Origin of the sequence: Micromonospora sp. NPDC048986, from assembly GCF_040649335.1 — a bacterium.
Taxonomy (GTDB): domain Bacteria; phylum Actinomycetota; class Actinomycetes; order Mycobacteriales; family Micromonosporaceae; genus Micromonospora; species Micromonospora alfalfae.
This window is the reverse complement of the sequence record NZ_JBEZFJ010000001.1, coordinates 674323-699935: the sequence shown is the minus strand read 5'-3', so window position 1 is coordinate 699935 and position 25613 is coordinate 674323. Positions and strand designations below refer to the sequence as shown.

Below are 25613 nucleotides of genomic sequence, written 5' to 3'. Positions count from 1 at the left end.
CCGTGGGGTCCAACGACGGTGCCCCGCCGACCAGTGGTGGTCGACGGGGCACCCGTGGTGCGGGGTGGATCAGGCGACGAAGCGGGTCCGGCGACGCTTGGCCACCAGGTAGCCGCCGACGCCCGCGGCGAGCAGCAGCGCGCCGAGGCCGGCGATCAGCCCGGTGGACTGACCGGTGATCGGCAGCGAGCCGCCGTCACCGCCGCCGTTGCCGCCGGTCGCGTTCACCAGGATCTTGGCGACGTCGTTGGCCGGGTTCAGGTCCTTGATCTCGGTCTCCTCGTGCCCGGTGCGCAGCCTGACCTCGCCGGCCTGGTCGCCGGCCTGGTCGATCCGCACCTGGAACTCGTAGTCGACCTTCTCGCCCTTCTTGATCGAGCCGTCCACGAAGCACCGGTAGACCCGTGCGCCGGGCTTGCCCGGCTCCCAGGCGTCGTCCTCGGAGTCGAAGCAGTTCTCCGGAGCGCGGACGGCGGTGACGCCCTTCGGCAGCGTGACGGTGGTGCCGATCCAGGGCGACTCGCTGCCACCCGTGTTGACGGCCGCCGGCCCGTTGTTGACGTAACCGACAGCGAGCCCGACGGTGGCGCCGACGGCACCGGTCACCGTCGCGCCGCGCGCCGCCACATCGGCCCGCTGGTCGCCGGTCACCTGAAGGTCGACCCAGGTCGAGTTGTCCAACGGGTTGACGTCGGTCTGCCGGGAGCGCAGGTTCATGACCGGCTCCAGCTTCAGCTCACCCTCGGTGCCGTTCGGCCCGAGCTTGGCCGGGAGTTCGGCCATGGACCGGTACTCGTCCCAGTCGGCAGGCGTGAACCAGATGGAGAACCCGCCGAAGGTGTTCGGCGCCCAGGTGTCGGTGGGCACGGTGAACCCGAAGCTGTCGTCGAGGCGGAAGCTGCCGTTCTTGCCGATAGTGGCGTCCAGGCGGCAGGCGAACTCGAAGTCGTGCAGCAGGCCCTCGGCGTACTCACAGTTCTCGTAGCGCTTCGACGGCTGAAAACCGTCCGCGCCGACGACGTAGAGAACCGCGTCCTTCGCGGGCACCTCGCCCCGGTTCGTCACCTGGAACGGGGCCTTCAGCGTGGCACCGGGCGCGCCTTTGAGCTCCAGGGACTCGTTGGTGGCGAGGTCGACGCCCTCGCCGGTTTCGACAGTCGAGCTGTAGGAGGCGGATCCGGACTTGCCGTCCGGCGTGACAGTGAAGCTCAGCTCGCCCTTCTGATCGGGCTTGGCGCCGGCCTTCGCATGGACGACGAGGGAGACGAGGTTCAGGTACGAGCCGTCGTCGTCCTGGTCCTCGACCTTGCACGTCAGGATCGCACCGGACTCGGTGCAGTTCTCCCCGCTGCTCTCGACGTCGGCGAAACCGTCGATCTTGCTCCGGTCCACCTTGACCGTGTAGTCACCGGGCTGCCGCTCCGTGGTGAGCGAGAAGAGGGTGACCCACTTCTCGATGCCGCCGGACGCGACGATCACGTTGTTCGCGTACAGGTCGAGATTCTCTGCCGGTGCGGCGGAGGCTGCCGGTGCGGCGGAGGCGGGGATGGCGGCGGCAGCGACGAACGCGCCTGCCACGCCCAGGCCGGCGAGCCAACGCCGGGTGGAGTGGATGAGCATGAGGGGGGTTCCTCCAGTTGGGGGATCAGGTGGAGCCTGCGGATCTTAAGGAACCGCTAAGGCGGGCGGCAGCCCGCAAAGCCGCCCGCTGAGCAAGACAAACCAAAAGGTTGATCAGCGTCACCGCAATGTTCGGTCGGTCCACTTCCGTCATCTGAGGCAGGAGCCCCCGGGAGGTGCAGTGACGTACGAGGAGTTCGCGGACACGCGGCTGGCCCCGCTGCTGCGGTACGCGGTGATGCTGACCGGCGAACCACACCAGGCTCAGGACTTGGTCCAGGAGACCATGGTCCGGGTTCAGCTCAACTGGCGTCGGGTCGCCCGCGCGGATTCGCCCGAGCGTTACGTACGCCGGATGCTCACCAACCAGTACGTCGACTGGCGGCGCGGCTCGTGGGTGCGCCGGGTGCTGTTGCGCGGGGAGCCCGACGCGTCGGTGCCGGTGCCCACCGACCACGCCCAGTCCGCCGTGGACCGGGACCAGGTCTGGTCCTGGCTGTCCCGGCTGCCGCGTCGGCAGCGGGCCGCTCTGGTGCTGCGCTACTACGAGGACCTGCCCGACGTCGAGATCGCCGACATTCTCGGCTGTGCCGTCGGGACCGTCCGTTCGTCCATCTCCCGAGCCCTGGCCACGCTCCGGGCCGAGTACGTGGAGGCGTGAACATGATCGAGGATGACCTGCGTGCCGCGTTCGCCCGGCACGAGACGTCCACCCCGTCGACCGGCCCGCTGCGGGTAGCGATCGACCGGCTCGCCGCTGTCCGCCGTCGCCGTCGGCAGCGGTTCCAGGCCGCTGGCGTCACGCTCGCCCTGCTCGGCGCGCTCGGAATCGGGGTGCCGCAACTGCGGCCCGATCGGCCGGCGGAGCGCCCGTCGTTGTCTGGTCAACCGGTTGGGGGGCAGTCCGGGGCGTTGAACGTCCTGCTGCTCGGGGTGGACGGATTCGGCGAGCAACCGTCGTACCGGTTGGCGGACTCCGTCCTGCTGGTGCACATCCCGGCGGACCGCAGCCGGCCGTACCTCATCTCGTTGCCGCGCGACCTGGAGGTGTCGATCCCCGGCCGGGGGATCGAGAAGCTCAACAGCGCCTTCTTTACCGGTGCCGGCGAGCCAAGGCCCGACCTGGACGCCGGCTACGACCTGACCCGCCGGGTGGTCGCCGACCTGACCGGGGTACGCGTCGACGCTGGCGCGGTGCTGACCTTCGCCGGCCTGCGCCGGATCACCGAGGCGGTCGACGGGGTGGAGGTGTGCCTGCCGAAGGAGGTTCGGTCCTGGCACACCCGCCGGAGCTTCCCGGCCGGCTGTCAAATGCTCGACGGGGCTGCCTCCGTCGACCTGCTGCGGCAACGGCGGTACCTGCCCGACGGCGCGTTGGACCGGGACCGCAACGCCCAGCGTTACGTCGCCGGGCTGGTCCGACGGGCTGTCGCGCAGGACGTGCTGACCAATCCGGTCCGGCTCGCCCGGCTGCTGTCGGCGGCCGGCACGGGTCTGGCGGTCGACGACGACGGTCTGCCGCTGACCAGGCTGGTGGCGGTGTTACCCGAACTCAAGAGCGTCGACCCGGTGGGGCTCAGCCTGCCGGTCGGCCCCCCGGTGGACGACGTTTCGCGGCTGCCGCTGGACCCGAGGCGGGGTCCGGAGTTCCTCGCCGCGCTGCGTGAGGATCGGTTGGCGCAGTGGGTGGCGCAGCACCCGGAGCAGGTCGATCCCGTCCGCTGACGAACGAGGACATCACGACGACGCCCCACCAGCCCGGGTACGGGCCGGCGGGGCGTCGGTCGGAGCGGGCCGGGGGTCAGGCCACGGAGCGGGGGCCGCGGCGTCGGGCCAGCAGGCAGCTCGCCGCACCGGCGACGAGCAGCAGGGCCCCGATGCCGGCGATCAGGGTGGTGGGAGCACCGGTGATGGGCAGTGAGCCGCCGCCGCCACCGCCGCCACCATCACCGTCACCGTTGCCGTGGCCACCGCCGCCCTGGGCCGCGTTGACCACGATGGGGGCGGTGTCGTTCGCCGGTTTGGTGTCGTCCTTGAAGCCGCCGCCGGCGGGGCACTCGCACGGCGCGTTGACCCGCACCGCACCCCGGGCGTCGGAAATGACCCTGTCGATGCGCAGCCGGAACGTCAGCGGGTAGTTCTGCCCGGCCACCAGCAGCATCTCCGAGGCGCACTGGTAGGTGCGGGTGCCCTGCCGCAACTGGCAACTGTCGGGGACCTCGACGGCGGTGGTGCCCGGCGGCAGCTCGACGTCGGTGTGGGTGGCGGCCTCGAAGTCCCCGTTGGTCTTGTCGAGCGTCGCCGGGCCGTTGTTCCGGAAGCCGACGGTCGCCGTGACGACGGTGCCGGCCGTGCCCTTGAGCGTGGCGCCGATCGCCGCGAGGTCGGTGCCGTTCTCGCCGGTGGCCTTGATGGTCCACCCGGTGTGGTCGTTACCCGGGCCGACATCGGTCTGGTCGGCCTGCCGCACCCTGTCGGGGGCCTCGGCAAGAGTCAGTTTCGGGCCGCTGCCGGGGGTGGCCGCTCGGGTGCCGACGGCCGTCCGCACCCGGGTCAGGTCCTCGAAGTCGGCAGTGGTCATGAACTGGGCGTAGCCGGAGTGGTTGGCCGGCGCGTAGGTGTCCTTGCCGAATTCGAGGTTCAGCGTGGTGGCCAGCCCGGTGCCGACCGGGATCTCCTCGTCGAAGTGGCAGGAGACCAGGTGGTCGTCGGCGTAGCGGCAGTTGCTGAACCGGTCCCTGGTTCGGATCGAGTAGGGGAGGTCGAAGACCGCGACGAACCCGGTGACGGTCATGTCGCCGGCGTTGGCCACGACCAGCGGCACAGTGAACTTCCCACCCGGCTTGGCGGAGAGGCTGGTGAACGGTCCGCCGGCCAGGTCGACGCCCTCGCCGACCCGGACCCGGGAGGTGTAGCTGCCGCGCCGACCGCCGGCCGCCTGGAAGCTGACCGCGACGTCGCCGGAGTCGCCGAGCTGCGCATCCTCGGTGAGGCCGAGGTGCACCCGCTTGGCCCCGTTGCGGTAGATCCCGCTGCCGAGCGGCGGGATCTCGGACAGGACGACATCGGAGGGCTCCGTGCAGACGAGAACGCCCGGCTCCGGCGCGGTGCACTCCTGGCCGTCGGCAGGAGTCACAGTGAGCTTGTTGGCCAGGGAGCGGTAGTCGTACCGCACGGAGACGTCGGTCAGGACCGTCGGCTCATCGGCGTGCAGCAACAGGCCCCGGATGGTCGCCTCCGAGCCGACGGCCAGTGTGGCGTCCTGAAAGTAGGGCTCGATAGCGGGTGCGGCGACGGCGGGGGTGGCGGAGGCGGCGATCAACACGCCTGCGGCGCCGAGCCCGGTCAGCCAGCGGAGCGAGTGCTTGAGCATGAGGTCCTCCCGTGGGGGTACAGGTGGCGCTCGTCCAACCTAGGGACGCCCAGGCTCCTCCGGTAACCCCTTCGGATCGACATTCGTCGAATGACCCGAACGGCTGAACACCCCTGTCGCAACGGGCAGCCGACCCCGCGACGGAATCAGCGGTAGTCGTCCTCGTCCCCGGTGACCACCCGGGCCTGCTCCATCGCGTCCCAGTCGCCGACCTCCAGGCCACGGTGCGGCTCGCTGTCGACGTCGGCCGGGCCGGCGACGGTGGCCTGCTCGACCGCGTCGGCCGGGTCCGCCTCGGTGTCGCGTTCGTCGGGCGCGAGGTGGTCGCCGGGGGTGAAGTCCTCGTCGGGCTGACCCATCATCCCTCCCGGGAGTCTCGGGGCACGGTCCCCACCACCGTACGGGGTGGGCCGGCGCGCCGCCCGGAAGCGGAGTAGGCGGAATCAGCCCTCGGCGACGCGACCCGGTGCCAGGATGGTGCAGTGGGCTTCCTCATCAGACTGGCGATCACCGCTGTCGCGTTGTGGATAACCACGCTGATCGTGCCCGGGGTCGACGTGCACGGTCGTTCGGGTGGCAACACCGTTCTCACCCTGATCGTGGTGGCTCTGATCTTCGGCGTGATCAACGCGGTGCTCAAACCGGTGATCCGGGTCGTCGGTTGCGTGTTCTACCTGCTGACCCTGGGCCTGTTCGCGCTGGTGGTCAACGCGTTGCTGTTCCTGCTCACCGACCGGATCGCCGGCGGGCTCGACCTGCCGTTCCAGGTGGACGGATTCTGGCCGGCGTTCTGGGGAGCCATCGTGATGACAGTGGTGACCTGGTTGATCAGCGTCATCGTGCCGGACAACCTCGACCGCCGGTGAGCGGCTGGCACCCGGGTCGGTTTCTCCGCTGCACCTCACCTACGGGATACTTCGGGTGGAGGACAGCGCGGTCCGGCGCACAAATGAAGAACAGCGGCCAGCACGGCCGAGAGTGGTAAGTAAGGAGCACATCACATGCCCATCGCTTCCCCCGAGGCTTACGCGGAGATGCTGGACCGCGCCAAGGCTGGCCGGTACGCGTACCCCGCGATCAACGTGACCTCCTCCCAGACGCTGAACGCAGCGCTCAAGGGCTTCGCCGACGCGGAGAGCGACGGCATCATCCAGGTCTCCACGGGTGGCGCCGAATACCTCTCCGGCCCCTCGATCAAGGACATGGTCACCGGCGCGGTGGCGTTCGCCGCGTACGCGCACGAGGTCGCCAAGAAGTACTCGGTGAACATCGCCCTGCACACCGACCACTGCCCGAAGGACAAGCTGGACGGTTTCGTGCGTCCGCTGATGGGCATCTCGCAGGAGCGGGTGAAGCGCGGCGAGGAGCCGCTGTACCAGTCGCACATGTGGGACGGCTCGGCAGTGCCGGTCGCAGAGAACCTGCAGATCGCCGCGCAGCTGCTCGACGAGGCCGCCAAGGCCAAGATCGTCCTTGAGATCGAGGTCGGTGTCGTCGGTGGCGAGGAGGACGGCGTCGAGAACGCCATCAACGACAAGCTCTACACCACCACCGATGACGGCCTTGCCATGGTCGAGGCGCTCGGCCTCGGCGAGAAGGGCCGCTACATGGCGGCGCTGACCTTCGGCAACGTGCACGGCGTCTACAAGCCGGGCAACGTCAAGCTGCGTCCGGAGATCCTCAAGCAGATCCAGGACGCCGTCGGCGCCAAGTACGGCAAGGACAAGCCGCTCAGCCTGGTCTTCCACGGTGGCTCGGGCTCCCTGCTGAGCGAGATCCGCGAGGCTCTGGACTACGGCGTGGTGAAGATGAACATCGACACCGACACCCAGTACGCCTTCACCCGCCCCGTCGTGGACCACATGCTCCGCAACTACGACGGCGTGCTGAAGATCGACGGCGAGGTCGGCAACAAGAAGCAGTACGACCCGCGCGCCTGGGGCAAGGCCGCCGAGGCCGGCCTGGCCGCCCGGGTCGTCGAGGCCTGCGAGCACCTGCGCTCGACCGGCACCACGATGACCAAGTAACGACGTCCCACCCGACGGCCGGCTCCCCACCCGGGGAGCCGGCCGTCGTCGTCAGGTCGTCAGCAGGCGTACCGCCTCGCGAACGTCGTCGGTGAGGTGGATCGTCGACGACAGATCACCGAACGGGGACGCGGCCAGCAGCGGACGCAACAGCGCCTCCACCGGCAGCTCCGCGGTCCAGTAGGCGCGGTCCAGGAAGATGTACGCCCCGCTGGCACCGTCGGTGCCGTAGTAGGTCTTGGTGGCCGCCTGGAACACCTCCTGCACGGTGCCCGCCCGCCCCGGCGCGAAGACGATGCCGCCCCGGGCGAGGCGCAGGATGGTGTCCTCCCGGATCGCGTTCGAGAAGTACTTCGCGATCCGCCCGGCGAACAGGTTCGCCGGCTCGTGCCCGTACAGCCAGGTCGGAATGGCCAGACCACCAGCACGCGCCCAGCCCAGGTCGTCGCCGCGTTGCCGGGGCACCCCCGCGTAGCGCTGCCGGACCGTCAGCGCCGTGGCCGTGTACCGGTGGTGGTCGGTGAAGTCGGGCGCGGTGGCCAGCAGGTCGATCGCCGCCGTCACATCGGTCTCCGGCCGGTCCGCCAGGTAGGCGCCGAGGTTCGCCGCCTCCATCACACCCGGGCCGCCGCCGGTCACCACCAGCCGGTCGGCCCGTGCCAGCTCCCAACCCAGCACGGCCGCCATCCGGTACGCGGGACTGCCGCGCCGCACCGCGTGCCCGCCCATGATGCCCACCACCGACTGCGGTCCGTACGCGGTCAGCCAGACCCTCGTGGCGTCGGCCAGCGCGTTGTCCACGCCGTGGTCGTGCAGCCGCTGACCCAGCGCCTCCTTGACGTCCGGCAGCGCGCCGCCGTGCGCCCGGTAGTGGTCGTACACCCGGGTGTCGTACATCCCGGTGAACCCGCCCTCGGCGAACCCGGCGGCCAGCTCGTCAGGGGTGTAGAGGTGCGTCGGCTGGGTCGGGTACGGCAACCCGGAGAACGGCGGCACCACGTTCGCGCCACGCCGGACCAGGTCGGCGCCCACGTCCCGAGACGCGAACCGGCAACCGACGAAGAGGGTGCCGGCGACGTCGACGCCGGTCAGGTCGGGCACCGGGGCGAGATCGAGCCGCAGGCCCTGCACGGTCAGCCCGGCCAGCCGACCGGTGCTCAGCTGGCTGTCGAACTCGGCCCGGGTCTGGATCTCACCGGCATGCAGGTGCGGCTCGATGACGTCCGCGGGAGGTGGGGTCGGCACCGGGCCATCCTGCCCCTCCGCGAGGGCCGGTCAAACCTCGGGCCAGTGGCGGAACGGACAGGAGCCCGGCGGTCGTGGCCACCGGGCTCCTGCATAACCGGTTCCTGGGGAGGCTCCGGACCATTAGTTGTAGTGGAAAACACCAGGCAGCGGCATAGGCCGCAGGCGTGACCAACTCCTCAGCCGTTCAGCGGGACACGTCGGCCGACCCGCTCGCGTGTCGCCCTGTCCAGCGGGTTGAATGGGGCGATGCAGAACCTTTTGCCAGAGCCACCGGCCACCCGCCTGCCCGTGAACGACGAGGCCGACGCCGCCCTGGCCGCCGCCGACGAGGCCGGCACCGATGAGGCGTACGCCAACGTGGCGGCCGGCTTCCCGACCTACAGCGCGGCCTGGGCGGAGCTCGCGGCGCGGGCATTCGCGCAGGGCCAGGTGGTGGCGGCGTACGCGTACGCCCGCACCGGTTACCACCGGGGCCTCGACCAGCTGCGCCGCAGTGGTTGGAAGGGGCACGGCCCGGTGCCGTGGTCACACGAGCCCAACCGGGGCTTCCTCCGCTGCCTCTACGTGCTGTCCCGCGCCGCCGACGAGATTGGCGAGGCCGACGAGGCGGCCCGCTGTGCCCAGTTCCTGCGCGACTGCGACCCGGAAGCGGCGGACGCGCTGGCGAGCAACTGACCCGTCCCGACGGCCGGCCCGACATCGGGCCGGCCGTCGGCGGGTCACAGCCCTTCGGCGACCGCGGCGGCGATCTTCAGCCAGGCGTCCCGGGTGGCCGAGGAGAGCCCGCCGTACCGGATCGGCTCGCCGCTGTCGATGAGCCGCTCGTACGGGGCCAGCAGCACCGCCCGGGTGCGGGCCGCGAAGTGCTCCTGGATGGCCGGCAGGTCGATCTCCTTGCGGGACGGCGGCATCGACACCACCGTCACGGCCTGCCGGACCAGCCGCTGCCGGCCGCTCTGCTCCAGGTGGTCGAGCATCCGGGCGGCGGTCTCGGCGGAGTCGTTACGGGCCGACATGGTGACCACCAACTGGTCGGTGGCGTCCATCGACGCCTGCCAGTTCTGCGCCCGGACGTTGTTACCGGTGTCCACGAAAATCAACTTGTAGAACCGGCTGACCACCTCACGGATCTCGGCGAACGCGGCAGCTGTCAACATCTCGCCACCGGTGGCCGACTCGTCCGAGGCCAGGACGTCGAACATCCCCTCGCCCTGCGAGCGGACATACTGCGACAGGTCGCCGACCCGCCCGTGCGCACCCTGGAACTGCCCGAGGTCCCGCAACATGTCCCGCACCGTGCGGGAGTGGAAGTCCTGTTGGGCGCGCATTCCGAGGGTGCCCTGGGTCTCGTTGTTGTCCCAGGCCAGCACGTAGCCGCCGCGCTTCTGACCGAACGTCATCGCGAGCAGCAGGATGGCCACCGTCTTACCGGCACCGCCCTTCGGGTTGACCACCGTCACCTGCCGCAGACCGCCGAAGTTGCGGCGCACCATCTCGATGTCCCGTTTGAGCTCCTGCTCGTGCCGCCCCGGAGAGAGTCGGAGCAGGCCCATCTTGTTGACCACCGCGCGTACACCCATGGTGGCCACCGGGTCGGCGGGTCGAACCTGACGGCGCCGGGCGAAGTCCTCGGCGGTCGGCGCGGCTGTGGTGTCCGGTGTCCAGCTGGCGTCCGGGTACGCGGTCGCGTCCGGGTACGCGGGCGTCGGGACCCGGGTCACCCCGTCGGCCTCCTGGTACTGCTGAGCGGGCGTGCCGCCGGGCGAGCCCTGTTGCCAGGGCGGTGGGTACCAACCCGGCGAGGGCGGGAACGGCCCCGGCGGTGGGGTCGCCGGCCCGGCCTGCCCAGGAGCGTGCTGCGGTGCGGCAGCGCCGTGCGGTGGGCTGCTGAACTGCGTCACGTCGGGCGGCGGCGGAATCTGCGCCGGGCCGGCCTGGCCGGGGATGAACGGCTGCCCGGGGTGTGCCTGAGCGGGACCGGCGTGCGGGACGACCGGCGGTGGAGGCGGAATCGGAGGCGTCGCGCCGGCCTCGTCCTGAGCGGGGGCGGCCGTTCCGGCCGGGCGCTGCGGCGGGTACGCCCACGGCGACTCGGCAATCGGCCGTGCCGGCCCGTCGGCGGACCCGTCCGCACCGGGACCACCGGGCTGTGGTGCCGGCTGGCCGGGCTGCGGTGGCGGCCCACCAGCCTGCGGCGCGGTCCCGCCGGGCTGCGGTGTCGGCCCGCCGTTCTGTGCTGTCGGGCGGCCAGCCTGCTGCACTGATCCGGCAGGCTGTGGTGCCGATCCGGCAGGCTGTGGTGCCGGCCCGGCCGCTGCGAGGGCGGTGGCCGAGGGGTCTGCCGGCGCGGAACCGGCGGCCGTCGGACTGTCGGAGGCGCGTGGGCTGTCGGTGGCGTTCGGGCCGGCGGCGGACGCGGTGGCCGCCGGGATGGGCCGGTCGGTGGCTGCGGCCGTGGTGGGCCGGCCGGCGGGTGCCGGTGCGGCGGGGCGGTCGGCGGCGGCCGGGTGGTCCAGGGTGAACGGCAGATTCAGGTCGACGCCGCCCGGGGTGACAGGCGCGGCGGCCGGGCCCCGGTCGCCGGGCTGTACCTGCGCCGCGTCACCGACCTGGCTGGCCGCATCGGGCGCGGCACTGCCCGCGTCGATCGCGGCGGGCCGACCGTCCCTCGGCGCGGAGGTGGTGCCCGGTGTCGCCGCGACAGCCGGGATGCCGGGGCCGGCTGGGCCGCCGTTGCTTCCCGGGCCGGTCGCCGGCGGCGTCGGCCGGACACCGGTCGCTGGCGGAGCGGCCGGCGGTGACGCAGCGGCAGGGTCGGTCGGCGGCGGCCAACTCGGCTGCGCCGGCGCCCAACCCGACCCGACGCCGGACGGGCCGCTTGCCGTCCACCCCCCAGGTGCCGGGACGGCGCCGGTGAGCGACGGGTAGTCCGACGGCGAGGGCGGCGACTGGGCGGCTGCGCCGGGCTGGCCGGGAACCGGCGGTCGCCCGATCGGCGGCGCGGCCACCGGCGGCGTGACCGGATGGGTGACCGGAGACGGCCCACCCCGCTGCTGGGCGACCGCAGCCCACGGCGGCACCGCGCCCTGGTCGCCCGGATCTGGCGGCCAGAGTGGTTCGACGTCCCGCTCCGGCACCGGCTGCTGGCCGGGCACCTGCGCCCGGTCGGCGTTCTCGTCCATTACGGCCCTCCCCAGTCCTCCTGCGAGGATAGGCCCAATCGCCCACCAGGGCCGATCGGCGCAGACAGGTCGGCCGGTCGGTACGGTCGAGGTCAGCTCGACCAGACCGCCCAGGCGCCCGGCTCTACCCACCAGGAACGCTTACGGGTCAGCTCGCCCTCGACACCATCGTCGAGGTACGGCACCTTGCCCTCCCTGGGCAGCACCGACACCGCCCGCCCACGAGCCCGCCGAACTTCCAGGCGTACCCGCTTGCGCCCCCACGCCGCGCGGACGACCACCGGCACGGCCACCGCGACCTCGACCTGGCCGTCGGCCGGGTCCGGCGCGGTCAACAGCGTCACGTCGTTGAGCGTCGCGTACCCGCCTGCGTTCCCGACCGCGCAGGCCAGCAGCGGTTCCGCACCGTCGGAGAGGATGGTGTCGTCGACCTCCACCCGGGCGCGCCAGTGCAGCGGCCGGCCGGCGTCGTCGGCCGCGCCGAGGAGCGCGCCGTCCAGGGTCACCGAGCCACCGTCGTTGCGGAGCAGGTCCAACCGGCGCGGCGTGCCGTCCAGCACCGCGGCGGCCACCGCCGCCGGGTCACGGGGCAGCCCGAGCTGCGCGGCCAGGTCCCGGTGGGTGCCGCCGCGGGCCGGGTCGAGCGGGAGTACGGCCACCGGCGGCAGGTCGGGCAGGGTCCGGTTGCCGGGCAGATCCGCCGGGCGCTTGCTCGGCGCCGGGGCGTACCGCTTGACCAGCCGGCGCAGCACGGCGCGCAACTGCCCGTCGCTGGCCGTGGCGACGACCAGCCGGGTCTTGCTGTCCGGGTCCGGCCAGGTGAGGCCGTCCGGTCGGGCCGGGCCGTCGAGCCGGGCCAACACCGCGTCGATCTCGGCGTCGGAGCGGGCGGTGACCGTCTCCACCCGGGCACCCCGGGCGTTCAGCGCGTCGGCGCAGGCCAGCACCGGCACCCGTGGCCGCTCCGTCGCGCACTGCCCGGTGTCGGTCTCGGCCTGGCTGCTGCCGGTCTGGCCGGTGTCGGTCTGGCCGGTGTCGGTCTGGCTCGTCGGGGCGGTGTCGGCCCCGGTCGCGCCGCCGCAGCAGGCCCCGCCGCTGCCACAGCCCCCGGGAGCGTCCCGCTCCGAACCGAGGGTGAGCAGCACCACGTCGTACACGGAAGGAGCCTCCTGCCTCTCGACGCGACCCCTGCCGGCCACGCCGTCACTACTTGTTAACCTGACACCCCGGGCTCGCCGAGCGGTCGCCACCTGGCACCCGAGCCTTCTGGAGGCGGAAAAGATGCCAGCGATCGTGCTCATCGGCGCTCAGTGGGGCGACGAGGGCAAGGGCAAGGTTACCGACCTGCTTGGTGAGCGGGTCGACTACGTCGTGCGCTACTCCGGCGGCAACAACGCCGGGCACACGGTGATCACCCCGGACGGCCAGAAGTACGCGCTGCACCTGATGCCGTCCGGCGCGCTCTCGCCGAACGCGATGATCGTCATCGGCAACGGTGTGGTGGTCGACCCGAAGGTGCTGCTCGCCGAGATCGACGGCCTGGCGGAGCGCGGCGTCGACGTGTCCCGGCTGCGGATCTCCGGTGACGCGCACCTGATCATGCCGCACCACCGGGCGCTGGACCGGGTCATCGAGCGTTACCTCGGCTCGTCCCGGATCGGCACCACCGGCCGTGGCATCGGCCCGGCCTACGGCGACAAGGTCGCCCGGATCGGCATCCGCCTCCAGGACCTGCTCGACCCGGGCATCCTGCGCAAGAAGCTGGAACTCGCGCTGCGCGAGAAGAACCAGATCCTGTTCAAGGTCTACAACCGCAAGGCGATCGACGTTGAGGCGACCGTCGAGGAGTACCTGGCGTACGCGGAGCGGCTCAAGCCGTACATCGCGGAGACCCGGGCGATGCTCTGGGACGCCCTGGACCGGGGCGAGACGGTGCTGCTGGAAGGCGCCCAGGCCACCATGCTCGACATGGACCACGGCACCTACCCCTTCGTTACCTCGTCCAACCCGACGGCCGGTGGCGCCTGCGTGGGGGCGGGCATCCCGCCGACCGCGATCAACAAGGTCATCGCGGTGAGCAAGGCGTACACCACCCGGGTCGGCGCCGGGCCGTTCCCGACCGAGCTGTTCGACGCCAACGGTGACCACCTGCGCAAGATCGGCGCGGAGTACGGCACCACCACCGGGCGGGAGCGCCGGTGCGGCTGGTTCGACGCTGTCGTCGCCCGCTACGCCTGCCGCCTCAACGGCGTCACCGACCTGGTCATCACCAAGCTGGACGTGCTCACCGGCCTGCCCAAGGTGCCGATCTGCGTCGGCTACGAGATCAACGGCGTCCGGGTCGACGACATGCCGATGAGCCAGACGGACTTCCACCACGCCAAGCCGGTCTTCGAGGAACTCGACGGCTGGTGGGAGGACATCACCAAGGCCCGCACCATCGACGACCTCCCGGAGAACGCCCGCCGCTACATCGCGAGGGTCGAAGAGATCTGCAACACGAGGGTGAGCGTCGTGGGCGTAGGCCCAGGCCGAGAAGAAAACGTAGTCCTCCACCCCCTCCTCCCCTAACCCCCCCACCCCCTCCCCACCCCCTCTACGCCGCGTTGATCATGAAGTTATTGCCAGGACACGCCGACGTGACTGGCAATAACTTCATGATCAACCTGTGGTGATGGGCTGGTTATCCACAGGGAGGGAGTGGTTGTCCACAGGGGGTGTTTTGAGGGTTCGGGCTGGGCCAGGGTGGGCGGGTGGACGCCTTGGACGTGGCGCGGCGGGTTGCGGCCGCGCAGGACGGAGTGGTGACGCTCGGGCAGGCCCGCGCGGCCGGCCTGACCACGCATGAGGTGCAGCGGCTCTGTCGGGCTGGACGCTGGCGGGTTGTGGCGCGTGGCAGCTACCTGGTGGACGCCGACCTGTACGACGGCGTTCCTCGATCGGCACGGATCAGGGCTGCGGTGGCCTCCTTCGGACCAGCCGCAGCCGCTGTGCTCGCAACGGCCGCGGAACTGCACGGGCTGGCCGGTCTGCGGGCCACCGACGTGATCGACCTGTCGGTGCCAGGCCCGATCGCCAGGCCGGCCCGGCGCGCTCACCCGGAGGTGGTGGTCCACCAGTTGGTCATCCAGCCCGAGCAGCTTGTCCGGGTGCACGGAATTACCGCTACCGGGCCGCTGCGGACCCTTGCTGACGTGAGCCTGAGAGTTGATCGGTTCTCGGCGGTGAGCGTGCTGGATTCGGCGCTGAACCGTCGGCTCGTGACCACCGATGACCTGCTCTCCGTTCCGGGCCTCATTCGCGGACGACGCGGTGCGGTGGCGGCGCGCGGCTATCTCGCCGAGGCCGATGGCCGTTCACAGTCCCCGCTTGAGACGCGGGCCCGGTTGCGCTGCGTCGACGGGAAGGGTGCCACCGGACGCACTGCAACTTGAGGTCCGCGATGAGGACGGCTACCTGTTGGGAATCGGCGATCTCGGCTGGAGTGTTCCCCGGCTCATCGCCGAGGCCGACGGCCGTGGCCCGCACAGCGCCCCGGAAGCCGTCTACGCCGATCGTCGCCGCCAGAATCGCCTCGTCAACGCCGGCTGGACTGTCCTCCGATTCACCTGGGACGACACCCTCCGCCCCGACTACATCCCCTGGACCATCCGTCAGGCAATCGCCAACGCCCGTCACCGTTGATCCCGATCGCCAACCTCCCCGCCGCGTTGATCATGAAGTTATTGCCACGACTCGCCGGGGTGCAGGGCAATAACTTCATGATCAACGGTGGGTTAGTGGGGGACAGTAGGATCTCGGGCGTGCGGGTTCTTTTGGTGGGTGGTGGTGGGCGGGAGCATGCGCTCGCGCTCGGGCTGGCTGGCGACTCGGGGGTTTCCGCGCTTGTTGCGGCGCCTGGTAATCCGGGGATCGCCTCGGTGGCTGAGCTGCGTGCGGTGAGCGCCTCAGATCCGGCGGCGGTGGCGGCGTTGGCCGTGGAGACCGCCGCTGACCTGGTGGTGATCGGGCCCGAGGCGCCACTGGTCGCCGGGGTCGCCGATGCGGTGCGCGCCAAGGGCATCGCCGTGTTCGGTCCATCCGGTGCTGCCGCGCAGCTGGAGGGCTCCAAGGCGTTCGCCAAGGACGTGATGACCGCCGCCGGCGTGCCGACCGCCCGGGCGTACGTCTGCACGGACGAGGCGAGCATCGCTCGGGCGCTGGACGAGTTCGGCGCGCCGTACGTGGTGAAGGACGACGGGCTCGCCGCCGGCAAGGGCGTGGTGGTGACCGACGACCGGGCCGCCGCGTTGGCGCACGCGAACGAGTGTGGACGTGTCGTGGTCGAGGAGTTCCTCGACGGCCCGGAGGTCAGCCTCTTCGTGGTCACCGACGGCGAGGCGGCGCTGCCGCTGGTGCCGGCACAGGACTTCAAGCGGCTCGGCGACGGCGACATCGGGCCGAACACCGGTGGCATGGGGGCGTACGCGCCGCTGGCCTGGGCCCCGTCCGGGCTGGTCGACGACGTGATGCGCGACGTGGTCCACCCGACGCTCGCGGAGATGCGTCGCCGGGGCACCCCGTTCGCCGGCCTGCTCTACGTCGGGCTCGCGATCACCGCCGCCGGCCCTCGGGTGATCGAGTTCAACGCGCGCTTCGGTGACCCGGAGACCCAGGTGGTGCTCGCGCTGCTGGAGACCCCGCTTGGTGGGCTGCTGCACGCGGCGGCCACCGGCTCGTTGGCCGAGCACCCGCCGCTGCGGTGGCGCGACGGTAGCGCCGTGACGGTGGTGCTCGCCTCGGCGGGTTATCCGGCTGCGCCGCGCACCGGCGACGTGATCACCGGTGCGGACCGTCCGGGCGTCATCCACGCGGGCACCGCCCGCCGGGCCAGCGACGGCGCGTTGCTCTCCGCCGGCGGCCGGGTCCTCTGCGGTACGGCAACCGGTGCCGACCTGGCCGCCGCGCGGGACGCCGCGTACGCGCTGGTGGACGGGGTGAAGTTGGCCGGCTCGCAGCATCGCACCGACATCGCCGCCGCCGCGATCGAGAACCGGATCACGATCCCCAGCTGAGTCCCCGCGTCGGCGGGCTGGGTTTCGACCGCGAACCTCCGCGGTGTGGGTCGGGCTGATGGAGCCCCACCCGGTTCCGGATCACCCTTGGGTTCGCCACGCTCCGGTGCCGCCGAACGGCACCCTGAAGAGCCGCACCCGGGCACGTTCTGTCCCCGCCACGGCCGGACGGCCCGCCGACAGCCCACCGGCGTGCCGATCCGTCGCCCGGCCGAGCGGCCCGGTCGGTCGGTTGGCGTGCCGGTGCGGGCAGAAGTTGCGCCAGTCCGGTGCGGTTGTCGCCCCCCGAGGGGCAACCCCGCGTTGCTCCGGCCACGACTTAGCGGTGTCGGAGGCACAGCGACGCGAGGAGTGGAGATGCGGGTTTGCGGACGATCGCCGTGCTGTTGGTGGCCGGTGGGAGGACAGGTCCGAGGATGCCGCTGAGCCGGACGTCGGTCGAGCGGGCCGCGGCTGATGCCGAGTACACCGAGTGCGTCCGGGTTGGTCTGCCGCAGTGGCGGCGGACGGCGTACCTGATGAGCGGTGACTGGCATCAGGGCGACGACATCGTGCAGCGGGTGCTCACCGAGCTGTACCGCAACTGGTCCCGGGCGCGGCGGGCCGACAACCTGAACGCACTGGTACGGACGATGCTGATGCGACGGTTGATCGACGAGCGGCGACGTGGCTGGGCCCGGGTGCGGCTCACCGACCTGCTACCGGAGCGGCCCGCACCGTCCGCCCCGGACGCCGCTGAACGGCTCGATCTGGTGGCGGCGCTGCGCCAGGTCGCGCCCCGGCAGCGCGCCGTCCTGGTGCTGCGGTTCTTTCAGGACCTGACGGTGGAGGAGACGGCGCAGGCGCTCGGCTGCGCGCCGGGCACCGTCAAGAGCCAGACCGCCAAGGGGCTGGCGACGCTGCGAGGTCTGCTCGCCCCCGCCCGAGATGACGTGCCGGCCACCATGCGGACCGGCATGGCGAGTGGTACGCCGACCAGTGTGTTGGCCCACGGAGGTTGACGATGATGGATGACACGGATGTGGCGCGGTTGATGCGCGCCGAGGTCGAGGCGGCCGAGACACCGTCGGTCGTTGTGAACATCGAACGGGCGATGACCGTCGGGCGGCGGCAGCGCTGGTACGCACGGGGCGCTGGCGCCGCACTGGCGGTGGTCGCGGTTGCCGTCGGCGTGGTCACGGTGCCGGGCCTGGTCGCGCCGGACGGGTCGTCGCCGCCGTCGCTGGAGATGGTCGGTGCGCTGGCTCCGTTGGAGCCGTACACCGGGGAGGTGCCGGCGCCCGACACGTCCCGGATCCCGGCCGCGTTGGAGACGATCGATCCGACCGTTCAGTACGTTCGGTTCGGTTGGTTGCCGTCGGGTCTGGACAGCTTGCAGTACCAGTCGGGTCTGCTGCTGAGCGGGCCGGGTGTCGTCCTGATCGCGCACGCCGCCGACTCGCCGAACCCTAACTGGGCAGGGGTTGCGGTGAGTCTCCACCCGCGAGGGGTGACGCCGCCCGCGCCGCAGGTCATGGGCATCGACCAACGGGCACCCACCCTGAGTACGGCGCCCGCGCCCGATGTGCGGGGCACATCGGCGACCTTCACCCAGTATGACGTCGACGGCACTGACCGGCTCTCCCTCCGCTGGCGGTACGCCCCGGACGGCTGGGCCGCTGTCGACGTCTCACCCTGGGCGGCGGGGCAGGATGCCCGCGAGATCGCTCTGCACGTGGCGCAGCGGCTCAGGTTCGCTACGACCGAGCTGGTGCGGATGCCGGCCCAGGTGAAGGGGGTGGTGTCGCAGAAGGTACGGCCGATCCAGACCACCGTTTCCGGGCCGCTGACCCCGGACGGTTGGCGGTGGTACGCCGGCGTCACGTACAGCGCCGAACCCTCCACGGCTGATCCCGGTAGGCAGCGGGCGAAGACGGTGGATGTCGGCTTCTCCCCGTACGCCGAGATGACCGACAAGATTCGGGCCGAGTTGAAAGGGAAGGAACTCTTCCGGCCGCCGAACACCACGGTCGACGGTCATCAGGCGTCCTTCTACGCTGCCGCTGATCCGAGCTCGTCGGAGACGCTGGAGGTGCTCGACGTACGGGGGATGGTGGTCGAGATCGACGCACACAGCGGAACGCTCGATGAGCAGGGCACGAAGGGCCTGTTCCAGCGCCTCGACCTCGCCGAGGCCAAGCCGGACTGGCGGCCTTCGCTGATGGTCGACTGACGGGCACGGTGACCGCCCCGGAACTCGTCGGCTTTCGCTGACGGTTTCGGGGCGGTCAGCCGTAGTAGCGGCGCAACTCCCGGCTGAGCACCTTGCCGGTGGCGTTCCGGGGCAGGTACTTCACGAAGATGACGTCTCGGGGGACGGAGAATCGGGCCAGGTAGTGCCGGACGTACTCGCGTACCGCCTCGGGGTCGAGCGTCTCGTTGGGGTGCAGGGCGAGGAACGCGGACAGTCGCTGGCCGTACTCGGGGTCGGGCACGCCGATCACGGCCGCTTCGCGGACCTGGGGCAGTTGGGCGAGCAGATCCTCCACCTCGGACGGGAAGACGTTCTCACCACCGGAGACGATCATGTCGTCGGCCCGGCCGTCGACGAAGAGCAGCCCGTCGGGGTTGAGTCGGCCGAGGTCACCGGTGTCGAGCAGCCCGTCGCGGGTCTCCCGGTTGGCACCGGAGGTGTACCCCTCGAAGAGCATCTCGTTGCCGACGAAGATCCGCCCGACCTGTCCGTTCGCGACCGGCTGTCCGTTGTCGTCGAGCAACTCCAGCCGGGTTCCGTGTGGTGGTCGGCCTGCCGTCGTGGGTGCCTCGCGCAGGTCCTGGGGGCCGGCGATGGAGGCCCAGGAGACCTCGGTGGAGCCGTAGAGGTTGTAGAGGACGTCTCCGTAGACGTCCATGAACTTCGGGGCAAGCCCACCAGGCAGCGCCGAACCGCTGACGGCGACGACCTTGAGTGGCGGGCGCGGGTCTGGCGCGGGCACCTCCAGCAGCCGCTGCACCATCACGGGTACGGCGAAGAGCGCGTCGCACCGGTGTTGGTGCAGCGCGGTGAGCGTGGCGGCCGGGTCGAAGCGGCGCTGCAGCACGATGGTGGCCCGTAGCGCGAGACAGACCTGGAGGGCGGCGAACCCCCAGGTATGGAAGATCGGCGCTGTGATCATGACCCGGTCGCGGGTGTGCAGCGGGATGCGATCGATGATGGACACCAGCGGGCCGAAACCGCTGGGCGTGGGTCGTCGGGCGCCCTTGGGTGCCCCGGTGGTGCCCGAGGTGAGCACGATGATCCTGCCGTCGCGCTCCGGCGGGTGCAGCTCGCCCGGGAGGGCCCCGGCGACCAGCTCCTCGCGGGCGCGTTCGTCGAGGCGGGGCAGTTCGGCGGGGAGGCCGAGGACCCGCTCGGCGAACTCGTCGTCGTGCACCAGCAGCCGGAGTTGCTGCTCCTCGGCGACGGTGACCAGTTGGGCGGTGGAGAGCCCGGTGTTGACCAGGACCGCGTCCACACCCAGCAGGTTGGCTGCGACGATCGTCTCGATCAGCCCGTGGTGATTGCGGCAGAGCACGCCGATCCGGTCGCCGGCCTGTACGCCGAGCCCGGCCCGCATCGACCGGGCCATCCGTTCGGCCCGGTCGAGCAGGTCCTGATAGGTCAGCTCGGTGCCGTCCTCGTCGATGACCGCCAGCCGGCCGGGGTCGCGGGCGGCTGCCTGGCGTAGTTCGCCGGCCAGGCTCCACCCCCAGGTGCGCAACGCGTTGAGCTGAGAGGTGATCCGGATCGGGCTGCCCGGCATGAGCAGCCCGCGACGAGTCAGCGTGGCGACGAAGAACGGCAGGTCCATGCCGCAGACCTCCTACGGGCGGTGCGCGGACGGGTGACTGGTTCCCCCGTCCATCAGGGCTTCTTCCTTGATCATGCACTGGGCGCTGCGGAAGGCCCAGTCCGCGTCGGCGTGGGGTGACGAAGACGGCACAGATCGTGGATTCCGGCTGCGATGTGCAGCGGCGCTCGGCGCGGCCGGCCGGCGCAGGGACCGCCCGTCGCCCGGACCGGCCGGCCACTGGGCACCCCGAGCCGCAGGGGGGCCGGCCGGTCAGCGGATCTGCATCCCGGAGATCGCCCGGGAGATGACCAGTCGTTGGATTTCCGAGGTGCCCTCGAAGATGGTGTAGATCTTGGCGTCCCGGTACCAGCGCTCGACCGGGTGGTCACGCAGGAAGCCGGCTCCGCCGAGCAGTTGCACGGCCTTCTCGGTGACCGACACGGCCACCTCGCCGGCCTTGAGCTTGGACATCGACCCTTCGCCAGCGGTGAACGGGCGGTTGTTGCGGCCCATCCACGAGGCCCGCCAGACCAGCAGCCGCGCCGCGTCGATCTCCATCCGCATGTCGGCCAGCGCGAACGCGACCGCCTGGTTCTCGATGATCGGGCGTCCGAACTGGACCCGGTCCTTCGCGTAGTCGAGGGAGTATTCGTAGGCGGCCCGGGCCACGCCGAGCGCCTGGGCGCCGACTGTGGGTCGGGACAGCTCGAAGGTGCGCATCGCGGCCTGCCCGGTGGCCCGCTGACCGGAGCGGGCCCGGTCCAGGCGTTCCAGCAGGGCGTCCCGTCCGCCGAGCAGGCAGCGGCCGGGTACGCGTACCCCGTCGAGGAAGACGTCGGCGGTGTGTGACGCGCGGAGGCCGAGTTTGCGCAGCTTGCGGGTGGCGGCCAGGCCGGGAGTGCCCGGTGGTACGACGAACGCCGCCTGACCCCGGGAGCCGAGCGCGGGGTCGACGGAGGCGGTGACCACGTGCACTCCGGCGATTCCGCCGTTTGTGGCGTACGCCTTCTGGCCGGTGAGCACCCACTCGTCGGTGGCCTCGTCGTAGACGGCCCGGGTGCGCATCGCGCCGACGTCGGAGCCGGCTTCCGGCTCGCTGGTGCAGAAGGCGGCGACGGCAGGCCTGTCGACGTCGCCGAAGCACTGCGGCACCCATTCGACCATCTGGTCGGGGGTGCCGGCGCCGTAGATGGCGGCGACGGCGAGTGAGGTGCCGAAGATGCTCATGCCGATGCCGGCGTCACCCCAGAAGAGTTCCTCGCTGGCGATCGGCAGGGAGAGCCCGGTCGGGTCGGCCCAGCAGGTGGCGAGGAACTCGAAGCCGTAGAGGCCGACCTTGGCGGCTTCCTGGATCACCGGCCACGGGGTGTCCTCGCGCTCGTCCCACTCGGCGGCGGCTGGGCGCACGACCTCGGCGGCGAAGCCGTGCACCCAGTCGCGTAGATCCCGCTGTTCCTCGTTCAGGTCGAGCGAGAACTCGGCCATGTCAGGCCTTGGGGATGTCGAACAGGTTGGCGATGTTGGCGGCGAGGCCGAGATCGCCCTTCGCCTTCAACTTGCCGGTCATGAACATCATCACCGGGTTGGCGCCACCGGAGACGATCTTCAGGAACTCGACCGGGCCCATGGTGAGGCTCAGCTTCGGGTCGTGCTGCGGGGTCTCGTTCACGACGCAGGTGCCGTCGGCGATGACCACCTCGTAGGTGTCGCTGCCGCCGTCGGGGCGGCCGGTGATGATCCAGTGGATGACCGCGTTGGTCGAGCCGGCCCGGTCGGCGCGGAACAGCGACGGCATCCGACCGAACACCTCGCCCAGGACCTTGTCGCGCAGGTCGCCGGACATCACCTGGGCGATCTTGTCGTCCGGGGTGGACTTGACCAGCTGGGCGAACTCCTTGGGGCCGACGTTGGCGAAGGTGGCCGGGTCGAAGTCAGTCATCAGGTGCGCCTTCCGGAAGATTGGCTACTCGCGCGTAACCCTACGCACGAGTAGGTATGCTCGCAAGGTGTCCAGCGTCCCCGCCTTCAAGCGCCTGCCTCGCGCCGTCCGCGAGCAGCAGATGCTCGACGCGGCCGTCAAGGTCTTCTCCCGACGTGGCTTCCACGCCGCCAGCATGGACGAGATCGCCGAGGACGCCGGCATCTCCAAACCCATGGTGTACGCGTACCTCGGCACCAAGGAGGAGCTCTTCGTCGCCTGTCTGCACCGGGAGGGCACCCGGATGATGCAGGCCATCGCCGGGGCGGCGGCTCCCGACCTGCCGGCCGACGAGCGGCTCTGGCGCGGGCTGAGGGCGTTCTTCGGCTTCGTGGGCGCGCACCGAGACGGCTGGGCGGTGCTCTACCGGCAGGCCCGGGGTGAGCAGCCGTTCGCTGGCGAGTTGGCCACCATGCGGGCCCGGCTGGTCGAGGTGGTCGCCGGGATGCTCGACCACGCCCTGCGCGCCGAGGGCCGGGAGATCGCCGCCGTCGACCTGGAGGTCGTCGCGTACGCACTGGTCGGCGCGACCGAGTCGCTTGCCGACTGGCTCGCGGACCACCCGGAGGCCGACCCGGAGAAGACAGCCACCCGGATGATGAACGTGGCCTGGCTCGGTGCCGCCCAACTGCTGCACGGCGTCGTCTGGCGCCCGGCCGCCGACTGACCGCCCCGAGGGCAGCGCCGGCCGCTGACTGACCGCCCCGAGGTCAGCGCACCGGCACCCGGCGCACCGGTTCGGTCGCCGACGCCGACTCCGTGGATCGGCGCCGCCGGCCCAGCCAGCGAACCACCTCGACGATAGTGGTCACACCCAGGGCGAGGCCCAGACCGAGCAGGAGACCGCGCAGCGGGTCCTGCTCGAAGGCCATTCCGCCGAGGTAGCCCACCAGCCCGGAGTAGAGACCCCACGAGCCGGCGGCGAGGGCGTCGAAGGCCAGGAACCGCCGTCGGGGGTAGCGCACAGCGCCCATGGTGAGGGTGACCGCTGTCCGGCCACCCGGCACATACCGGGCCACGGTGAGGATGAGGCCGCCCCGGGTGGCGATCCCTCGCCGGGCCCACTCGATGGCGGCCCTGCGCCGGCCCTCGGCTGGCAGCCGGTCGAGTAACCGGGTGCCACCGCCCCGACCGATGGCGTACGAGATGTGATCGCCGATCAGTGCCCCGCTCGCGGCCACCAGGATCACCGCAGGAAGGTACGGCGCACCGGAGGCCGCGAACACCCCTGCGGTGATCACCGCCGTCTCGCTCGGTACCACCGGGAAGAAGCCGTCGAGCACCGCGATCGCGAAGATCGCCAGGTACACCCAGGGCGAGGACATCGTGTCGTGCAGCAGGTCGAGCAGATTCATGATCCTGATGCTGGTCGGGACGGCGGCTCCCGACATCGGCCAGTGGTCAGGTGGGCGGCACTACTTAGGTAGCGGCCGGCCCGGATTGTGCATAGGGGTCATCCCCCACCTCACCCGGGTACGGCGTTGCGGGGCGACCCGATCCGTCGGCTGCGCTCTAGGCTCGCTGCGTGGCCTCCAGCGCCGTCGCCCCCCGGCGGGTCGTCCATCGGTACGCCCCGCCGCTGCTCGCCGCCCTGGTCGCCGTGGCCGTGTGGGCCAGCGCGACCGGTGACATCGGGGTCCGCTCGCCGCTGCCGAGTGCTGTCGTGCTGCTGATCGCACTGGGCTCGGCGTGGGCCGCCGCCACGATCCGGTCCCGACGCTGGCCGTTGTTCCTGGCCGCGGCGGTCGGCTGGTTGGTGCTCGCCGCTGCGGCGGCCGGGGTGCTGGCCTCGTACCAGGCGGGTCTGCGGTTGCGCGGTCGTCAACTCGCCGGCTACCTCGCCGGTGTGGCAGTGGTGCTGACCGGCGGGGTGCTGGTCGGGCTGGCGGTGGGTGGCGTACGCCGGATCACCACCGCCAGCAGCGGCAACGTGCTGCTGCTCGCCGCCTGTCTGGTGGGGCTTCCGTTGGTCTTCGGTCTCTGGGTGCGGGCCCGTCAGGACACGCTCGCCGCTCTGCGGGACCGGGCCGAGCGGCTGGAACGCGAGCAGGAGGCCCGCGCGGACCGGGTCCGGGCCGAGGAACGGACCCGGATCGCCCGGGAGATGCACGACGTGGTGGCACACCGGGTCTCGTTGATGGTGGTGCATGCCGGGGCGCTGGAGGTGACAGCCGTGGACCCGGCGACCGTCGAGGCCGCCGCGCTGATCCGGACCACCGGCCGGCAGGCGCTCACCGACCTGCGCGAGGTGCTGGGTGTGCTGCGCCAGGCCGACCCGGCCGTGACGCCGGAGCGGGGGCTCGACACGTTGGACGAGTTGATCGGGGAGTCCCGTGCCGCCGGTCTGCGGGTGTCCCGGCAGGACGAGGGTGTGCCGACGGCACTTCCGGCGACGCTGGGTCGTACCGCGTACCGGGTGGTCCGTGAGGCGTTGACCAACGTGCGTAAGCACGCGGCCGACGCCGAGACGACTGTCTGCCTGCGTTACCTGCCCGACGGGCTGGAGGTGCTGATCCGCAACGGCCCGTCCGAGGGCGGATCGGGGCTGCCGGGTGCCGGGCAGGGTCTGCTCGGGCTGCGTGAGCGGGTGGAGCTGCTCGGCGGCCGGTTGGAGGCAGCTCCCGTGGACGGCGGCTTCCTGGTCCGGGCCCTGATCCCGCTGGCGGGTGCGGCGTGATCCGGGTGGTGGTGGTCGACGACGAGCAGCTTGTTCGGGCCGGGCTGCGGCTGATCCTTGAGGCGGCGGAGGACATCACCGTCGTCGGTGAGGCAGCCGACGGCGCTGGCGCGCTGGATCAGGCCCAGCGGTTACGCCCCGACGTGGTGCTGCTCGACGTGCGGATGCCAGGCGTCGACGGGCTGACCGTCGCGCCCGCGGTGGTCGCCGTCGGCCCGAAGGTGATCATGTTGACCACCTTCGACCTCGACGAGTACGTGCACCGGGCGCTGCGGGCCGGCGCTGTCGGCTTCCTGCTCAAGGACACCCCGCCCCGCGAGTTGGCCGCCGCCGTTCGGACGGTGGCCGCCGGCAACGCGATGCTCGCCCCGACGGTGACCCGGCGTCTGATCAGCTCGTTCGCCGAGCGTGGTCCGGCCCGCCGGGACGCGGCCCGTGAGCGGCTCGCACCGCTGACCGGGCGGGAGCTGGCGATCGTCCGGGAGGTGGCGCGCGGGCACGGCAACGCGGAGATCGCCCGGCGGCTGACGATGAGCGAGGCCACCGTCAAGGCGCACGTCAGCCGGGCGCTGGCGAAACTTCACGCGGGCAACCGGGTGCAGTTGGCCATCCTGGTGTACGACGCTGACCTGCTGTGACGGG

The 25613-nt window shown here is 71.5% G+C and carries 24 protein-coding genes; 14 read left to right on the top strand and 10 right to left on the bottom strand.

Annotated features, from left to right (window positions below):
* Window positions 1-69 precede the first annotated feature (69 nt).
* A complete protein-coding gene (locus tag AB0B94_RS03235; protein WP_357267783.1) occupies window positions 70-1620 on the bottom strand; it encodes an LPXTG cell wall anchor domain-containing protein in 1551 nt (516 codons plus the stop codon).
* A gap of 181 nt (window positions 1621-1801) precedes the next feature.
* Here AB0B94_RS03235 and AB0B94_RS03230 point away from each other — a divergent pair, with 181 nt between their 5' ends.
* Both AB0B94_RS03230 and AB0B94_RS03225 read left to right on the top strand, forming a co-directional pair.
* The gene (locus AB0B94_RS03230) at window positions 1802-2281 is read left to right on the top strand and encodes a SigE family RNA polymerase sigma factor (RefSeq protein WP_112586142.1); all 480 of its coding nucleotides are present in this window, start codon (window positions 1802-1804) and stop codon (window positions 2279-2281) included.
* Window positions 2282-2283: 2 nt separating this feature from the next.
* The gene (locus AB0B94_RS03225; protein WP_357267781.1) at window positions 2284-3345 is read left to right on the top strand and encodes an LCP family protein; all 1062 of its coding nucleotides are present in this window, start codon (window positions 2284-2286) and stop codon (window positions 3343-3345) included.
* 76 nt (window positions 3346-3421) lie between these two features.
* Here the strand turns inward: AB0B94_RS03225 and AB0B94_RS03220 are convergent, their stop codons facing one another.
* Together AB0B94_RS03220 and AB0B94_RS03215 are read right to left on the bottom strand one after the other, a co-directional pair.
* Window positions 3422-4993 carry an LPXTG cell wall anchor domain-containing protein gene (locus AB0B94_RS03220; protein WP_357267779.1) on the bottom strand — a complete coding sequence of 524 codons (1572 nt, stop codon included), beginning with the start codon at window positions 4991-4993 and terminating at the stop codon, window positions 3422-3424.
* A gap of 146 nt (window positions 4994-5139) precedes the next feature.
* Window positions 5140-5352 (bottom strand): hypothetical protein, encoded by a 213-nt coding sequence (locus tag AB0B94_RS03215; RefSeq protein WP_357267777.1) that lies wholly within the window; start codon window positions 5350-5352, stop codon window positions 5140-5142.
* Window positions 5353-5475: 123 nt separating this feature from the next.
* Here AB0B94_RS03215 and AB0B94_RS03210 point away from each other — a divergent pair, with 123 nt between their 5' ends.
* Both AB0B94_RS03210 and fbaA read left to right on the top strand, forming a co-directional pair.
* The gene (locus tag AB0B94_RS03210) at window positions 5476-5859 is read left to right on the top strand and encodes a phage holin family protein (RefSeq protein WP_357267775.1); all 384 of its coding nucleotides are present in this window, start codon (window positions 5476-5478) and stop codon (window positions 5857-5859) included.
* A gap of 135 nt (window positions 5860-5994) precedes the next feature.
* Window positions 5995-7020, top strand: coding sequence for a class II fructose-bisphosphate aldolase (gene fbaA / locus AB0B94_RS03205; RefSeq protein ID WP_124853722.1), 1026 nt, complete (start codon window positions 5995-5997; stop codon window positions 7018-7020).
* A gap of 51 nt (window positions 7021-7071) precedes the next feature.
* Here the strand turns inward: fbaA and AB0B94_RS03200 are convergent, their stop codons facing one another.
* The gene (locus AB0B94_RS03200) at window positions 7072-8265 is read right to left on the bottom strand and encodes a hypothetical protein (RefSeq protein WP_357267772.1); all 1194 of its coding nucleotides are present in this window, start codon (window positions 8263-8265) and stop codon (window positions 7072-7074) included.
* Window positions 8266-8514: 249 nt separating this feature from the next.
* Between AB0B94_RS03200 and AB0B94_RS03195 the strand changes: the two genes are divergently transcribed.
* Entirely contained in the window at window positions 8515-8943 is a 429-nt protein-coding gene (locus tag AB0B94_RS03195) for a DUF3151 domain-containing protein (RefSeq protein WP_238672738.1), read from the top strand.
* 44 nt (window positions 8944-8987) lie between these two features.
* Here AB0B94_RS03195 and AB0B94_RS03190 read toward each other — a convergent pair whose 3' ends face one another.
* Both AB0B94_RS03190 and AB0B94_RS03185 read right to left on the bottom strand, forming a co-directional pair.
* Window positions 8988-10802, bottom strand: a complete 1815-nt coding sequence (locus AB0B94_RS03190) for a chromosome partitioning protein (RefSeq protein ID WP_357268416.1) — start codon at window positions 10800-10802, stop codon at window positions 8988-8990.
* A 740-nt stretch (window positions 10803-11542) separates the two neighbouring features.
* Entirely contained in the window at window positions 11543-12607 is a 1065-nt protein-coding gene (locus tag AB0B94_RS03185) for a diacylglycerol kinase family protein (protein ID WP_357267770.1), read from the bottom strand.
* A gap of 124 nt (window positions 12608-12731) precedes the next feature.
* Here AB0B94_RS03185 and AB0B94_RS03180 point away from each other — a divergent pair, with 124 nt between their 5' ends.
* From AB0B94_RS03180 to AB0B94_RS03155, 6 genes are all read left to right on the top strand, one after another.
* Window positions 12732-14021 (top strand): adenylosuccinate synthase, encoded by a 1290-nt coding sequence (locus tag AB0B94_RS03180; protein WP_238672740.1) that lies wholly within the window; start codon window positions 12732-12734, stop codon window positions 14019-14021.
* 182 nt (window positions 14022-14203) lie between these two features.
* Window positions 14204-14884 (top strand): type IV toxin-antitoxin system AbiEi family antitoxin domain-containing protein, encoded by a 681-nt coding sequence (locus tag AB0B94_RS03175; RefSeq protein ID WP_357267767.1) that lies wholly within the window; start codon window positions 14204-14206, stop codon window positions 14882-14884.
* On the top strand, window positions 14859-15134 hold the full coding sequence (locus tag AB0B94_RS03170) for a DUF559 domain-containing protein (protein WP_357267766.1): 276 nt from the start codon (window positions 14859-14861) through the stop codon (window positions 15132-15134). Before AB0B94_RS03175 ends, AB0B94_RS03170 begins: the two co-directional genes overlap by 26 nt.
* 119 nt (window positions 15135-15253) lie before the next feature.
* Window positions 15254-16504 (top strand): phosphoribosylamine--glycine ligase, encoded by a 1251-nt coding sequence (purD, locus tag AB0B94_RS03165; RefSeq protein ID WP_357267765.1) that lies wholly within the window; start codon window positions 15254-15256, stop codon window positions 16502-16504.
* Between the two features lie 416 nt (window positions 16505-16920).
* Window positions 16921-17505 (top strand): SigE family RNA polymerase sigma factor, encoded by a 585-nt coding sequence (locus AB0B94_RS03160; RefSeq protein ID WP_357267763.1) that lies wholly within the window; start codon window positions 16921-16923, stop codon window positions 17503-17505.
* 5 nt (window positions 17506-17510) lie between these two features.
* Window positions 17511-18716: a hypothetical protein gene (locus AB0B94_RS03155; RefSeq protein ID WP_357267761.1), complete on the top strand. Its 1206-nt coding sequence runs from the start codon at window positions 17511-17513 to the stop codon at window positions 18714-18716.
* A gap of 55 nt (window positions 18717-18771) precedes the next feature.
* Here the strand turns inward: AB0B94_RS03155 and AB0B94_RS03150 are convergent, their stop codons facing one another.
* The 3 genes from AB0B94_RS03150 to AB0B94_RS03140 all read right to left on the bottom strand — a co-directional run bounded on the left by AB0B94_RS03150 (window position 18772) and on the right by AB0B94_RS03140 (window position 22255).
* Window positions 18772-20334 (bottom strand): AMP-binding protein, encoded by a 1563-nt coding sequence (locus tag AB0B94_RS03150; RefSeq protein WP_357267759.1) that lies wholly within the window; start codon window positions 20332-20334, stop codon window positions 18772-18774.
* Window positions 20335-20586: 252 nt separating this feature from the next.
* Window positions 20587-21801: an acyl-CoA dehydrogenase family protein gene (locus AB0B94_RS03145; protein ID WP_357267756.1), complete on the bottom strand. Its 1215-nt coding sequence runs from the start codon at window positions 21799-21801 to the stop codon at window positions 20587-20589.
* Between the two features lies 1 nt (window position 21802).
* Complete coding sequence (locus AB0B94_RS03140) at window positions 21803-22255, bottom strand: SCP2 sterol-binding domain-containing protein (RefSeq protein ID WP_196920508.1); 453 nt, start codon at window positions 22253-22255, stop codon at window positions 21803-21805.
* Between the two features lie 67 nt (window positions 22256-22322).
* On the opposite strand from AB0B94_RS03140, the gene AB0B94_RS03135 reads away from it, so the two are divergent.
* Window positions 22323-22961 carry a TetR/AcrR family transcriptional regulator gene (locus tag AB0B94_RS03135; RefSeq protein ID WP_238672746.1) on the top strand — a complete coding sequence of 213 codons (639 nt, stop codon included), beginning with the start codon at window positions 22323-22325 and terminating at the stop codon, window positions 22959-22961.
* Between the two features lie 43 nt (window positions 22962-23004).
* Here AB0B94_RS03135 and AB0B94_RS03130 read toward each other — a convergent pair whose 3' ends face one another.
* The gene (locus AB0B94_RS03130) at window positions 23005-23652 is read right to left on the bottom strand and encodes a DedA family protein (RefSeq protein ID WP_357268414.1); all 648 of its coding nucleotides are present in this window, start codon (window positions 23650-23652) and stop codon (window positions 23005-23007) included.
* Between the two features lie 167 nt (window positions 23653-23819).
* Between AB0B94_RS03130 and AB0B94_RS03125 the strand changes: the two genes are divergently transcribed.
* Window positions 23820-24971, top strand: a complete 1152-nt coding sequence (locus AB0B94_RS03125) for a histidine kinase (RefSeq protein ID WP_357267753.1) — start codon at window positions 23820-23822, stop codon at window positions 24969-24971.
* On the top strand, window positions 24968-25609 hold the full coding sequence (locus AB0B94_RS03120; protein ID WP_238672748.1) for a response regulator transcription factor: 642 nt from the start codon (window positions 24968-24970) through the stop codon (window positions 25607-25609). The genes AB0B94_RS03125 and AB0B94_RS03120 overlap by 4 nt, the downstream gene beginning before the upstream one ends.
* The last annotated feature ends 4 nt before the right edge of the window (window positions 25610-25613 follow it).